Annotated in this window: 12 protein-coding genes; 5 read left to right on the top strand and 7 right to left on the bottom strand. The window is 64.0% G+C overall.

The genetic code is table 11. The features are described from left to right. Positions 1–26 precede the first annotated feature (26 nt). Positions 27–1,904 carry a flagellar assembly protein A gene (locus AC56LH_RS11190; RefSeq protein ID WP_499646003.1) on the bottom strand — a complete coding sequence of 626 codons (1,878 nt, stop codon included), beginning with the start codon at positions 1,902–1,904 and terminating at the stop codon, positions 27–29. Between the two features lie 230 nt (positions 1,905–2,134). Next, a complete protein-coding gene (locus AC56LH_RS11195; RefSeq protein ID WP_499646005.1) occupies positions 2,135–2,500 on the bottom strand; it encodes a hypothetical protein in 366 nt (121 codons plus the stop codon). A gap of 200 nt (positions 2,501–2,700) precedes the next feature. Here AC56LH_RS11195 and ompR point away from each other — a divergent pair, with 200 nt between their 5' ends. Both ompR and AC56LH_RS11205 read left to right on the top strand, forming a co-directional pair. After that, on the top strand, positions 2,701–3,468 hold the full coding sequence (gene ompR / locus AC56LH_RS11200) for an osmolarity response regulator transcription factor OmpR (protein WP_482899376.1): 768 nt from the start codon (positions 2,701–2,703) through the stop codon (positions 3,466–3,468). Then, entirely contained in the window at positions 3,468–4,853 is a 1,386-nt protein-coding gene (locus AC56LH_RS11205; RefSeq protein WP_499646007.1) for a sensor histidine kinase family protein, read from the top strand. Before ompR ends, AC56LH_RS11205 begins: the two co-directional genes overlap by 1 nt. A gap of 13 nt (positions 4,854–4,866) precedes the next feature. Here the strand turns inward: AC56LH_RS11205 and AC56LH_RS11210 are convergent, their stop codons facing one another. Then, positions 4,867–5,835 (bottom strand): threo-3-hydroxy-L-aspartate ammonia-lyase, encoded by a 969-nt coding sequence (locus AC56LH_RS11210; RefSeq protein ID WP_499646009.1) that lies wholly within the window; start codon positions 5,833–5,835, stop codon positions 4,867–4,869. Between the two features lie 200 nt (positions 5,836–6,035). On the opposite strand from AC56LH_RS11210, the gene AC56LH_RS11215 reads away from it, so the two are divergent. Further along, complete coding sequence (locus AC56LH_RS11215; RefSeq protein WP_499646011.1) at positions 6,036–7,358, top strand: S41 family peptidase; 1,323 nt, start codon at positions 6,036–6,038, stop codon at positions 7,356–7,358. Here the strand turns inward: AC56LH_RS11215 and AC56LH_RS11220 are convergent. Both AC56LH_RS11220 and AC56LH_RS11225 read right to left on the bottom strand, forming a co-directional pair. After that, on the bottom strand, positions 7,303–7,794 hold the full coding sequence (locus tag AC56LH_RS11220) for a hypothetical protein (protein WP_499646013.1): 492 nt from the start codon (positions 7,792–7,794) through the stop codon (positions 7,303–7,305). The genes AC56LH_RS11215 and AC56LH_RS11220 overlap by 56 nt on opposite strands. A gap of 89 nt (positions 7,795–7,883) precedes the next feature. Further along, entirely contained in the window at positions 7,884–8,876 is a 993-nt protein-coding gene (locus AC56LH_RS11225) for a 2-hydroxyacid dehydrogenase (protein ID WP_499646015.1), read from the bottom strand. Positions 8,877–9,068: 192 nt separating this feature from the next. Between AC56LH_RS11225 and AC56LH_RS11230 the strand changes: the two genes are divergently transcribed. Both AC56LH_RS11230 and AC56LH_RS11235 read left to right on the top strand, forming a co-directional pair. Further along, on the top strand, positions 9,069–9,452 hold the full coding sequence (locus AC56LH_RS11230) for a DUF4124 domain-containing protein (protein ID WP_499646017.1): 384 nt from the start codon (positions 9,069–9,071) through the stop codon (positions 9,450–9,452). Positions 9,453–9,590: 138 nt separating this feature from the next. After that, the gene (locus AC56LH_RS11235; RefSeq protein ID WP_499646019.1) at positions 9,591–10,211 is read left to right on the top strand and encodes a PEP-CTERM sorting domain-containing protein; all 621 of its coding nucleotides are present in this window, start codon (positions 9,591–9,593) and stop codon (positions 10,209–10,211) included. A 129-nt stretch (positions 10,212–10,340) separates the two neighbouring features. Here AC56LH_RS11235 and AC56LH_RS11240 read toward each other — a convergent pair whose 3' ends face one another. Continuing rightward, entirely contained in the window at positions 10,341–13,280 is a 2,940-nt protein-coding gene (locus AC56LH_RS11240; RefSeq protein WP_499646021.1) for a putative bifunctional diguanylate cyclase/phosphodiesterase, read from the bottom strand. A gap of 134 nt (positions 13,281–13,414) precedes the next feature. Next, positions 13,415–14,173: an N-acyl amino acid synthase FeeM domain-containing protein gene (locus AC56LH_RS11245; protein WP_499646023.1), complete on the bottom strand. Its 759-nt coding sequence runs from the start codon at positions 14,171–14,173 to the stop codon at positions 13,415–13,417. Positions 14,174–14,304: the final 131 nt, after the last annotated feature.

Genomic DNA, 14,304 nt, shown 5'->3' on the forward strand with positions numbered 1-14,304 from the left:
CCACCCGCCCCTGCGGATGCGGTGGCTCAACCCAGCGGTGTGGGTGACGCCGAATTCCAGGCCCAGGCGCCGTCGCGCCCGGCGTGCAGCAACTCGGTGCCCACGGCATCGCGCAGGCGCAGGCGGATGTCGCGCGGCCCCTGGTCCCAGATGCAGCCAAGATCGGGCTCGTACGGCAAGGCACGTACCTGCACCTCGCCCGCAATGGCCTCCAGCGCGATCTGCGCCGCGCCGACGCGGTCGTAGCGCTGCGCTTCCAGGCGACCCAGTACCTCCATGCCCGACTGCCGTTCGGCGTCGAGCTTCTTCGTTTCGTCGGACAGGCGACCGAGCTCCTTGAGCGCCGGCCCCGCGGTGTCGGTCATGCGCTGGAACTGGGGTACCTGCTCGGGCTTGAGCACCAGATCGCCGCTGCGGATGCGCGGCGCGATTTTCAGGTATTTGCTCAGGTGCGGCTGCGCTGCGAGCGTGTCGATCAACGCGCGGTGACGCGCCGCGAGCTGATCGAATTGCCCGATCCGCTCACGCACCTGGGCCATCGCATCGTCGATGCGCGCGCAATCGGGCCGCAGCAGGTACACCAGCATCTCGCCCTGCTTCCACGGAGCGGCGCTGCCGATCTTCACGCGCCGGCCCGCGATGGCACTGCCCTCGGCGCGCGTGACCTCGACGTCGTCGCCCATGATCTCGCAGTTGATCGCCGTGTCGATGCGAATGCGCGCACCGGAAATCACGCAGTTCTCGGCCCGCCCCAGGATCACGTCGCCCCTGGCAGCCTGGATCGTCGCGCTGGACGCCACCCCCAGAACGCGCACGCCGCCGTTCAGGTTGCGCGCGCTGCCGCCGACCAGGTTGCGCTCGAGCCGGATCGCCCCGCCGCGCGAGAGCACGTGACCATACACGTCCGCATGCACGGTAATGCTGTCGCCTTCGATGGTGCGCTGCTCCTGCACGTCCCCGAATTCTTCGTAGTCGCCGCTCAGGTGCAGGTTGCCCGTGGTGCGGGCGCTGACGCCGTCGTGGCTGACGATCTTGTCGGAGATAGCGATGCGGCTGCTCTTGGGGTCGACATTCAGGAAGCCGTCGCGACGCGCGATCAGGAACTCGCCGGCCGGCACGATATCGATGCCAGTGCCTTCGGATGCGTACAAGGCCAGGTCGAGGTCCTTGCCGATCTCGGCCAGGATCGGGATGCCGGTCAGTTCGAATCCCGGACTGCCCGCCGTGCGTGGCACCTTGCGCAAGAGACGCGTGCCCATCTGCACCTGCGGAAAGCGGTTCTGGAAGCTCATCAGGTCGAGTTTGCCGTTGGCCAGCTGGAGCGGAGCATCGCTGCGGTGCAGTTCGCTCGTGACTTCTTCGACACGCGCAGCGTCGCCGTCGATCGCCGCCAGTTGGCGCGCCACGATGCAGCGTCCGGTCGCGCCCTTGCCGATGGCGTCGCGGATGGCATCGACATCAGCGCCAAAGCGGATCCCCTTCATCCACATGTCAGCGACGAACTCGTCGGCATTGAGCCTGGTTGGCCGCTCATTGCCCTCGGGGTCGGACTCGACGACCGGCTCGAAATAGTACTCTGCCTGGCCATCCGTGATCTTTACCGGGCGGTACAGCGCCTGCCGTGCCGGAGTGAACGGCAGGATGTGATCGGCGATGCGCGCCTGCAGCTGGCCGGCCGCATCGCGCGGCAGCGCCGGGCCGTGGCCGTAGAGCACCTTGATCAGGACAGCGTAATCGAGCCCCGCCAGGTAGTGCCCGGAGCGCAGAATGCTGTCGAGCGCCGCCACCAGCGTCGCGCCCGGCAGCGCGGAATCGGCATACACGCCATCAGCGCGCCGGGTAATGCAGTGGTCCGGGCCATCAGAGACAAAACGCGCTGCGGCAGGGATGGCAAGGTCGGGCACGTTCACGCTCCAGGTGGCTGATATTGTCGGCACATGCCTTACCAAGAGTAAGGCGCCCGAGAACATAGCATGTTGCGCAAATTAAATAAATATATGGCAATGAAATTTGCAAAAAAGAAAATTCACAGCCTTTGGTCAAGTTGTGGGGCAAGGTCTGAAATGGTCACCATGCATCCACCAGACGTGACAACGGCGCCACCGGCGCCGTCGTTTGCTGAAGTCGCCGCTGGTCAGCGGCGGCGCGAACTGGGGTACAGATCCGCGCCTTCCTTGATCTGGCGACGCAGATCGCGCCGCTCATCCGGCGACAGGCGCCCGCGCGGACGCTCGTCACGTGCCGACTCCTGCGGGACGTCGGCATTGCGGCGCCCCTGCTCGCGTACTTCGAATGCTCTCGCATCGCGCTGCGCCTGCATCTCGTAACGCTCGCGTGCCTGAGCGTCGTCGGTGCGACGGTTGCGATCCTGGTCCTGGGCCAATGCACCGGCGCCGGTCGCCGCCAGGGCGCAGGCGAGAACACCGAGGCGCACAAGCCGGGCGAACCGGCCGCAAGCGGTGCCGGGTGCTGCTGGATTGTCGTTGAGCGCGTGGTTCATGGTGTTCCTCTTCCGTGATGCCTGATAAACGGATAAGCTGTGTTGATCACTTGACGCCAGTGTAGGTTGATACCGAATACGGGGTAAGACTAATTGGGTAAAGTTTGTAACACATTGTAATGGCTGAGCTGAGTCGTACCTGCGACGTAGCCATAAGAAGTTACCATAGCGACATTCATCTGACAATTCTGGACAGTTCCATGACTTCAACGACTCCGAACATTAACGTGGGTACCGGCACGCAGGGCGGCCACTCCGCCAAGATCATGGTCGTGGACGACGACGTGCGCCTGCGCGATCTGCTGCGCCGTTATCTGACCGAACAGGGTTTCCAGGTCGTGACCGCAGAAAGCGCACCGGCCATGAACAAGCTGTGGCTGCGCGAGCGCTACGACCTGCTCGTGCTCGACCTTATGCTGCCCGGTGAAGACGGCTTGTCGATCTGCCGCCGCCTGCGCGGCGCGGGCGACCAGACCCCGATCATCATGCTCACCGCCAAGGGCGAAGACGTCGACCGTATTGTCGGCCTCGAGATGGGCGCCGACGACTACCTGCCCAAGCCGTTCAACCCGCGTGAACTGGTGGCGCGCATCGGCGCCGTGCTGCGCCGCAAAGGCCCGGACGAAATCCCGGGCGCGCCATCGGAAACCCCGCAAACCTTCGAGTTCGGCGACTTCATCCTCGACCTGGGCACGCGCACGCTGAAGAAAAACGGTGACACGGTGCCGTTGACCACCGGCGAATTCTCGGTACTCAAGGTGTTCGCGCGCCACGCACGCCAGCCGCTGTCGCGCGAAAAACTGATGGAACTTGCCCGCGGCCGTGAATACGAAGTGTTCGATCGCTCGCTCGACGTCCAGATCTCGCGCCTGCGCAAGCTGATCGAACCCGATCCGTCGAGCCCGCTGTACATCCAGACCGTCTGGGGCCTGGGCTATGTGTTCATCCCTGAGGGTCAGCCGCGCTAGTGAAGCCTCCTGCATTTACGTCGCTCGCGGCGGCGCATCGCGCCGTGCGCTTCGCCTGGTTCAAGAGCGGCCTGTTCTGGCGCACGTTCTTCCTGATGTCGGTGCTCACCGCCGTCTCGATGGGCGCCTGGATCGGCATGATCAACGTCTATCAGCGCGGCCCGCAAGTGCAGCAGACGGCCGAAACAGTGGTGTCCGTGGTCACCATCACCAAGGCCGCACTGACGCACTCGGCGCCCGACCTGCGCCTCGAACTGCTGCTCGAACTGGCCTCGAACGAAGGCATCCGCATCTTCACGCTCGAAGACACCGACGTCATCGACCCGCCACCGCACAATCCCCTGATGCCCGAGATCGCCGCCATCGTGCGCGAACGGCTCGGCGCCGACACGCGCTTTTCCAGCGGCGTAAACGGCGTGCCGGGTTTTTACATCAGCTTCGATATCGAGGACGACAAATACTGGCTGATGCTCGAGCGCGAGCGCCTGGCAGGCCTGACGCGCGTGCAGTGGCTGGGCTGGGCGGTGGTGGTCGGCCTGCTGTCGGTGCTGGGCGCAGCGCTCATCTCGAGCCTCGTCAACCGGCCGCTGGCGCGCCTGACGTCGGCGGCGCGCGCCATCGCCAAGGGCGAGCGCCCGGCGCCGCTGCCCGAAAAAGGCTCGCAGGAGATCATCGAAGCCAATCGCAGCTTCAACCAGATGGTCGAAGACCTGGCCCAGGTCGAGAAGGACCGCGCGGTGATCCTGGCAGGCATTTCGCACGACTTGCGCACGCCGCTCGCGCGCATGGGTCTCGAGGTCGAGATGGCCAACCTGTCGCAGGAAGCGCGCGACGGCATGCAATCGGACATCGCACAGATGGACGCCATCATCGGCCAGTTCCTCGACTACGCCAAGCCAACCGAAGCGGCCACGTTCGTGCCGGTGGATCTATCCGAGCTGCTGGCGGACATCGGCCACCACGCGGGCCGCATTCCGAGCCTGCGCATCAGGACCGACCTGGTGCCGGACGTGCACGTGCAGGGCAACGCCACCGACCTGCGGCGCGTGATCAACAACATCATCGAGAACGCCCGCCGTTACGGCGTCACGCCGGGGCAGGAGTATACCGAGATCGACATCGTGCTGCGCGTGAAAGCAACAGGCCACGGGCGGCGCGCCGTGATCGAGATCGGCGACCATGGCGTGGGTGTGCCGCCGGACCAGATCGCGCAACTGATGAAGCCCTTCACGCGCCTGGACAGCGCGCGCGGCCAGGCCAATGGCGCCGGGCTGGGCCTGGCGATCGTCGAGCGGGTGCTCACGCGCCACAATGCGGGGCTCGAAGTGAGCAACCGCGAAGGTGGCGGGTTCCTGCTGCAGGTGGCGTTGCCGCTGGCGGCCTGAGCGTGTAGAAGATTCAAGCCCCGATCAGGCTCGCAAACCGGGCCAGATCAATATTCCCGCCGCTGACCAGCACGCCAATGCGCTTGCCCCGCAAGCTATCCTTCATCTTGCGCGCCGCTGCAAAACCCAGGCACCCCGTCGGCTCCACCACGATCTTCATGCGCTCGGCAAAGAACCGCATGCACGCCACCAGTTCGTCATCGCTGACGGTCAGGATGTCATCCACATCGCGCCGGATGATCGGGAACGTCAGCTGACCCAGGTGCTGCGTCTGCGCGCCGTCGGCGATCGTGCGCGGCGTGTCGATGTGCACGATCTGCCCGCTGCGAAACGATTGCTGGCCATCGTTGCCCGCTTCCGGCTCGACGCCGTACAGCAGGCATCCCGGCGACAGTGCGCGCGTGGCCAGTGCCGAGCCCGACAGCAGACCGCCGCCGCCCAGGCAGACGAAGAACGCGTCGAGCGGGCCGATCTCGTCTAACAGTTCTTTTGCTGCGGTGCCCTGCCCTGCGATCACGTCGGCGTGATCGTATGGCGGGATCAAGGTCAGGCCATCGCGCTCGGCCAGCGCGCGGCCGATCTGCTCGCGGTCTTCGGTATAGCGGTCATAGGTGACAACGGTGGCGCCATAGCCGCGCGTGGCGGCCACCTTCGCCGCCGGCGCATCCTCCGGCATGATGATCGTGGCGGGGATGTCCAGCAGCCGCGCCGACAGCGCGATCGCCTGTGCGTGGTTGCCCGACGAGAAAGCCACGACACCGGCACGGCGCTGCTCAGGGCTGAACCTGGCCAGTGCGTTGTAGCCGCCGCGGAACTTGAAAGCGCCCATGCGCTGCATGTTTTCGCACTTGAAGAACACCTCGGCGCCGAACTCCTCGTTGACGGTGCGCGAGGTCAGCACCGGCGTGCGGTGCGCAGCGCCGGCAATGCGTTCGGCGGCCTGGACGACGTCGTCATACGTGGGAAGCTGGAGCATGGTCATGCGGGTAGTCCTTTCAGGAGCAACGGGTAAGGGAGGCATTGGCGCAGTCTATCGGCCACCCGGAAGATCGTCAAACCCGACGGGTCGGCTGCCGGAAAATCGTATGCAGACGTGGCCGATAAGATCGTTTTACGACGTGATTGTTGGTACAGTGACCGATCGTCCCAGAAGACGCCACGTTGCATACACCGAGGAAGCATATGTATCCGTTGCATTTTGCCGTCACCAGTTTGTTCGCGTTGCTGCTGTTCGGCCAAGCTGCCCAAGCCGCCCCCGTCATCACGAAACAAGCGCTGCAACAGGATATCGATCTCGTGCTCAGGACCGTGCGCGACCAGCATCCGGACCTGGGTTTTTCGACGAGCGATGCGGCCATGACCGCTGCACTGGAAGCGATCGGGCGCGATCTGCCGCCGTCGATGACGCGCGATGAAGCGTGGCGTCAGCTGGCCCGCCTCAATCCGCTGCTGGCCGACGGGCATTTCGCGATTGCGCTGACCGACTGGCGCGCCGATACCGCAGCGCACCGCGCCGCCGGCGGCGCCCTGTTCCCGTTCGACGTGGCATTCGATCCGAAGGGCCGGCTCGTCATCGATGCCGCACTGGGAGGCGCAGCATCACCCCTGGCCGGCGCGCGCATTGTCGCCATCGACGGTATGCCGGTCGATACGCTCGTGGCCAGCCTGGGCTCACGCGTCCACGGCGATACCCCCGCGATGCGCATGGCACTGCTGGCGCAGCGCTGGTGGCTGTATTACTGGAAGACGCTCGGGGCTGCGCAGCAGTACCGGCTCGTGATCGAACGCGATGGCCAGCGCAGCGAACTTGCTGTCCCCGGCAGCACGGACCAGCCGCGCATGCTGCAGGACGAGGTCGACACCGCGCGCCTGTACCGGCTCGACACCGTGCCGGGCTGCTCGGCGGTCCTGACAGTCAGTTCGTTCAGTAGTGCCCACCTGGCGCATTTCGTCGCCTTTACACACGCCGCGTTCACGCGCCTGCGGCAGGAAAACATCCGGGACCTCGTCATCGACATCCGCGCCAACGGTGGCGGCGACGATGTGATGTGGCTCGATGGCTTGATGCCGTACCTGGCGACGACGCGTTACCGCACCGGCTCCAGTGCCGTCAAGCGCGTGTTGCGCGCCAACCCCGAGCGCGGCGAACAGGTCGGCCAGATCAGCCATACGCAGATCGCCACCTGGCGCGAACCGCAACCCGATCATCCCGCCCGCTTCAATGGCAAGGTGCAGGTAGCGATCGGGCCTCTGACCTACTCGTCGGGCGTGCTGTTTGCGAACGTGATGCAGGACTTCGGCTTTGCCACCCTGATCGGGACCGGTGGCGCCGTCCGGCGCAGCCAGTCGGGCGGTGTGTACGGCGTGCCGCTGCCGCAGTCGGGCCTGACGCTGTGGATACCGCGGTTCGTGCTCGATCCGCCAGGCAGCGCCCCCAGGGGCACCTTGCTCAACGCGCAGGCGCCGTGGGATCGGGCTGCCGTGCCAGCGTGTCGGACCCTGTGACCGCGCAGGGCGACGACGGGGGGACGGCAAGCAGCGCCCGCGTGATCTGGCGGTTGTGCCTGGCCGAGCCTACAACGATGGCGCAGGCGCCCAGCACCATCAAACCGAGGGCGCCCAGGCCGGCCCACGGGCCGCCCAACAGCAGCGCCAGCACAGGGATGGGGATGAGGACGAAATAAAAATCGAACAGCAAACCGATTGCAATGTCCCAGGCGCTGCGCTTGAGCCCTACGGTGACCGTGGAAAGATCGCGCCAGCCGGCCACCGTCTGCCAGTTGCCCGGTTCGTCCAGGACAACGGCAAAGCTCGCTCCTGCGGCTGGCACCGCATGGTGATCGAAGATGACGGAGAACTGGCGTTTGCCGCCCGCTTCAAAACTGAACGTTCCCGACTGGACGTCGAATACCCGCTCGAAGCGGACCGTCTCGATGTGCATGTGCTCTCCCCCATGGCTGCCTTGACCCGTGCACCGTAGCGCAGACCGGGTGACCTGTCCAGCAAGCGGGACGATTCATGCGCGCTGCATCAGCCAGGAATCCGGTTGACGAGCGGCTCGCCGCGCTCGAATGCGCTGATGCTGTCGATGGTCGTGCGCATGATCTGGCCGATCGCTTCGACCGTGAAGAACGCCTGGTGGCCGGTGACGATCACGTTCGGGAACGACACCAAGCGCTGGATCACGTCGTCCAGAATGACCGTTGACGACAGGTCCTGGAAGAACAGGCTCGCTTCCTGTTCGTAGACGTCGATCGCCAGCCCGCCCAGCTGGCCGGTCTTGAGCGCCGTCACCACGGCGTCGGTATCGACCAGCCCACCGCGGCTGGTGTTGATCAGGACGCAGCCACGCTTGACGCGCGCCAGAGCGGCCGCATCGACGATGTGGTGCGTCGTATCGAGCAGCGGGCAATGGAGCGAGACGACATCGCTGCAGGCGAGCAGCTCGTCCACGCTGGCATAGCGGCCGCCGAGCGCCTCGAATGCCGGCGTCGGATACAGGTCATGGCCCACGAGCGTACAGCCGAACCCGGCCATGATGCGGGCGAAAATCAGCCCGATCTTGCCGGTGCCGATCACGCCGACCGTCTTGCCGTGCAGGTCAAACCCCATCAGGCCGTCGAGATCGAAGTTGCCTTCCCGCGTGCGCACGCTGGCGCGCGCAATCTTGCGGTTCACGGCCAGCAACAGGCCGACCGCAAACTCGGCGACCGAGTTCGGCGAATAGTCGGTGACGCGCACGACCTCGATACCGAGCCGGCGTGCGGCTGCAGCATCGATGTGGTTGTAACCGGTCGAGCGCGTGGCCACCAGGCGTGTGCCCTGGCGCGCCAGGATATCCAGCACGCCCGCATCGACGGTGTCATTGACGAACACGCACACGGCAACACACCCCGCCGCCTGGCGTGCCGTCTCGACGCTGAGGCGCTCTTCGATGAACAGCAGCGCGTGGCCGACCCCATCGTTGGCCTGCGCCAGCATGGTCTTGTCATAGCGACGTGCACTGAATACGGCTGTTTTCAAAAGGTTCTCCTGGCAAGGTCACGGTCAAGCCGTTATACGCTCTTGCCCGCCATAAGCACAGACTTACCGTCGCAGACTGGCAAACGAACGGCGCGCAGGCCTACAAATGAATGTGAAATGGCGCACAGAAGGCGAATAATGCAAATAAGACAATAAAGTTGTTGAATTTATATCTGAACCGAGGAGTCGATCATGAAGCGTCATATCTGCCAACTGTGCCTGCTGGCCGCCACCACGATGGCTGCACCAGTTGCCTTTTCCGAGACCAGTATCGTCAAGTGCGTTGACGACGCAGGCCGCGTGACCCTGACCGATCGCCCTTGCGAGGCCGGCGCCACCACCGTGCGCATGGCCAGCGAACCCGCCAACGATGGCGTGACGCGTGTGCACGCGCATCCATTGGTTGCAGAAGCCAGTGTGCTGCCGCCACCGCGCGCGGCGCAACGAATCCACGTGCCGGTTGCCCGGATCGTTGCCCGCCCCCTGGCCAGTGACATCGCCACCCTCAAGGCAGCACGCGCCCAGTTCGTATTGAGCGATGTCCGTTCGACGCCAGCATTGGCCGGGCTCGATTGAGCACGACGTGCAGATGCCATCAAAAACTGTCGATACAATTTACACTGAATAAGTTGTCAGTTTGAGTATGATCAAAATAGGTAGTTAAATCAACAACCTATTAATTTCTGGAAGATTGGCACGTAACTTGCGTTATTGATGAGCACACACTTATCGGAGGTTATCTTGTCACTGCGCTCACTCAAACAAACATTGGTCGGCCTGTCACTCCTCGCCTGCACCTCTGCCTTCGCGACGCCCTTCACCTTTGACGTCACAGGCGCACAGAGTATCGGTGAGCTCGGTACCGACGGTAACGACGTGTATGAAATCAATGTTGGCGCCAACGCGACCATCACCAGCGTCAGCTACAACTTCAACGTCACTGCATTCACCCCGAGCTGGTTGTCTGAAATGGGTTTCGCCTTCACCAATGGCGCTTTTACGGACGGCGTTGTGCTGAACCCGGGTCTTGGCATTGACCAGCCAGGTACGCGCAACTTCACGGACGTGGTGGATCTGATTGCCGAGGGGTTGAGCTTCAGTGTGGATGCCGACGGCATCCTGCGCCTCGAGTTTTACGAAGACCTGGATGACGAATCGATTTCGCCTGACGGCGTCTGGAATTTCGGCACCATCACGTTCAATACCGATGCCGTGGACGTCCCGCCTGGCGGCGAAGTGCCAGAGCCGGCAACCGGCATGCTGATCGGTGCTGGCCTGGCGCTGATGGGCTATACGACCCGCCGCCGTCGCAACGCGGTCAAGACCGCAGCCTGAGCGATCCTGCATCCACACAGCGAGGCACCTTTCAGTAAAAATGCCGTTCAGTGCAAGCTGAACGGCATTTTTACTGGGTCAACGGGTTGGCAACAAGTGGCGCTGCCTGTGCATCAGGGTGGTTGGCGGCTAATGCAAGCGCGTTACGCTGGCCAGATGCGACGTCGGTGGCTTGTCCCACTCGCCGAGCAGTGCCAGCAAGGCTGCATCCTGGGTGAAGCTGGCGCTCGAGCGCCCTTCCAGCAGGCGGTCGGGCGGCATCGAGCGCGCCACGACGAATCCCTGCACATAATCGACGCCGATTTCCTGCAGCGTCTGGACCGTGGCGGCATCCTCGGCCCATTCTGCAATGGTCTTCATGCCCAGGTTGACCGCCAGGCTGACGATCGCCTCGACGATCGCCACATTGGCCGGATGCGCATTGATATTGACGATGAAGTTGCCATCGATCTTGAGGACATCTGCCGGCAATTCTTTCAGATACGAGAACGATGTGTAGCCGGCGCCGAAATCGTCCAGCGCTACCTTCACGCCGAAGCCACGCACCTGATCGATGAAGCGGCGCGTGTTGTCCAGATCGTGCAAGGCCACACTCTCGGTGATTTCCAGGCACAGGCGGCTGGCCACATGCACGTAGCGGCCCAGTATCTCGAACGTGTCCTGGACGAAGCGCTCGTCGTTCAGCGATGCGCCCGACAGGTTCATACAGACGAAGCGGGTGTTGACCAGTGCGTCGTTGTGCTCGGCAATCCAGGCCAGCGTGCTGGTAAGCACCCAGCGGTCGATCACGCTCGCGCGCCCGCTTTTTTCGGCAGCGGCAATCACGGCCCCCGCTGGCACGACACGGCCATCGGGCTCGCGCATACGCAGCAACACCTCGAAATTGAGCGATTCAAACGGCGTGCGCAGCGACATGATCGGCTGCATCTCCAGCAGCAGGCCGTCAGTGGCGGCCGGCCCCGACAGGCGTTCGACCAGGTCGAGTTCGGCGGCGCGCTGGCGGAATGCATCGGCGCCGCGTTCGTACACGACCAGACCATCGCCCGTGCCGGTCTTGGCTTCGCGGCAGGCGCGGTCGGCGGTGGAAACGGCATCCTTCATCGGCATGCCCGGCACCACCTCGATCAGGCCGACCGACGCGCGCACGTGGAAGGCCTTGTCACCCACACGATAAGGCGTACTGCCCAGCCGGTCGACAATGCCGCGGATGATGATCGAGGCCAGCGGAATGGCCGTTTCCGGCATCACGATCACGAACTCGTCGCCCCCCACACGCCCCAGCTGCTGGCCGCCGGCCAGCATTGCCCCCATCCGTTCGCAGACCTGCTTGAGCACTTCGTCGCCGGCCGCATGCCCGAACAGGTCGTTGATCAGCTTGAAGCGGTCAAGGTCGACATACGCCATGGCCATCGGTCGACCGGCAGTCAGGCTCGCAATGGCATTGCTGAACTCGCGCTCGATGCCGCGCCGGTTGAAGACCTTGGTCAACGGGTCATTGTTGGCCATGAAGCGCAACTGCTCGGTGGCCTTGTGTTTTTCGGTGGTGTCCTGCAGCACGCCCTCGATGCGGGATCTGGCCAGCGTGGCGCTGACCTGGAAACGCTGCGTGCCATCGCGGCTCGTCAGCTCCATCTCGGCCTCGACTTTCGCATGCACCTGCTCGTGCAAGGCGGCCCAGCTCGCTTCTGTGAAGAACTGGCGCCATGCCGTACGGCCTGCCGTGAAGTCCGTGATGCCCAACATCTTTTGCAGCGCCGGATTGACGCTCAGGAAGTGACCATAGATATCGAGCGTGAACAGGCCGACGGGCATGGCCTTGTACGCATGCTCGAGTTCTTCCTGGGCTTCCTGGCGCTTCTCGGTTTCCATGCGCATCTGTTCGGCCACGGCCAGCGCTGCCAGCAGGCTTGAGGCGAGCGCGGCGGTGACGCTGTTGATCACGCCCAGGAGCTCGCGCATGCCGAACGCGGCCGACGCCACTTCAGCCAGCGAGGCCATGAAGGTGACAGCGAACGACGCCGCGAACCAGCCCGCAACGCGCGTGCGCGATTCGACGATGATCTTGAACAGGCCGATCGTCATCAATGAGAAGCAGCATGCAAGGATGCCCCACATCAGCGGCAGGTACATGCCGTACGGGACCAGGATCGCGGCGGCCAGCATCGGCATGCACAACCACTGCATGACGCGCATCGGCACCACGTAGCGCATCTCGGCCAGGTGGTCCTTGAGCAGCGCGTGGTACAGCGTGAGTGTGGCGATGCCGTACATCGTGAAGGTAACGGCGCGGCTGCGCAGCAGCCAGTCGGACGGCACCGCCTGGCCGAGCCACTGGATGTCCCAGCCGGCCGACAGCGCGCCCACGCGCAGGTTCAGGATCAGCCAGCCGGCAAACATCACGTACACCGGCTCGCGGTTGATCAGCGCCGTGATCAGGATGAACAGCGCCAGCACGATCATGCCGCCGTCGAGCAGGCCCGACTTGCGATGGTATTGCTTGACCGACAGCGCGTACTGCTCGAGCGGCCATTGCACGACTGTCAGGCGCGCCGGGCCCGCGAACGTTCCGCGGCACAGCAACTGGCGCGGCAGCGGCGCGACGCTCAGTGCGAAACCGGCTTTGTCTGCGCGCATCAGGCCGCTGCTGTCGCTGCGGCTGGCGCCGCCCATGGGCGCCAGCGAGGCGGCGTTCCAGCAGGCGATATCGAGTGCATGACGGGACGGGAATTCGAGCACCTGCTCGCCCGGACGGGGCATCGGCTCGACGACGAACCAGACCGGCGCTTCGGACAGATGGGTGTCATGGGTATTGGTCAGCGGACGCTCGCGCGTTGGCCCGAGTGCGCTGGCCGCATCGAGCGTGCCGGCGGCATCGGCCATGACATGCATCGTCAGTGGCACGTCGCCGCTGGTGCGGTATTCGTCGTGCCAGAAAACGAGCGCGATGAGCGAGACGACCGCAATCCCGATCGGGATGAGGTAATACGAAAACATCTTCAGAACCAGTTCGACAGCCGCTTGCAACGCGGCTGGTAACGACGCACGGAACTGATGAGAAAGCTTGGGCATGAGCGGCCTTGGTAATGCGCGTGACCACCGTGCGGACAACGACGGCTCCTAAAGCGCAAGGATACAGCTTTAGCGTAGCGCCGTCATGCCGTTCGTAGTTGAACAAACGTCGATCTTGCGTGGTGAAAGCGGTCTCAGGCGACGGCCAGTTCTTCCCGCGCTGACCAGTCCGGCATGGCCGGGCGCACGACCGGGCCGATGTCGATGTCCGGGTGTACCGTGTTGAAGAAGAAGTCGAGCATCGGATGACGCGCTTCGGTCCAGCGCTGCTGGAAGGTCGCGATCTCGAACGCCATCACGCGGTGCGGGATATTCCCGACATGCCGCAGCGGCACCAGGCCGTCTTCCGGGAACACATCGACGAACAGCATCTGCTCGTACTGGCGGTCGACGGGCGGGCGACCCGTTGCCACCGAGTAGTCGATGGCGTTGTCCTGGCAATACATGAAACAGGCCTTGACCAATGCAATTTTTACCATGCGCCCGGTGCGCCCTTCATCGACTGCGAGCCGGGTGGCTTCGACCAGCCGCTTGCCCTGCAGCCAGTCCGGCAGCACCACCGATTCTTCGACGCCCAGCGGCCGGTGCAGGTTGGTGCGGATACGGGTACTGCCGATCGCCGTGCCATCAAGTTTGGACTCGGCCAGCAGCACGATGGTGTCGGCGTCGTAGTCAGCCGCTTCAGGCTGCGACAGGCTCCGTGCAAAATCGGGCACGTGGCGCGCATAGGCCGCATGGCGGATTCGCACGGCCTTGAGCAGGTCGGCCTGGGTCTCTACCCGGCGAATCGTGAACGGCAGTCGTTCAGTCGCGCTGCCGGCGACCTGGAGGCGCACCGGACGTGGTCGCGACAGTGTGGCTGGGTTGATGACGGCGGCGTTGAACTGCTCCATGACGAAACTCCTTGGGTTGATTAGTTGAAACAGAAATTGACTGGTTTCAATTATCAATCGGCGTATGGACATTCTAATTGCTGAGCAGGCCTACTTTTCACCTTCAGTTTCAATGAGCGGGAAACCGCGCC

The sequence above is a fragment of the Telluria sp. LT1R51-2 genome, assembly GCF_059685775.1.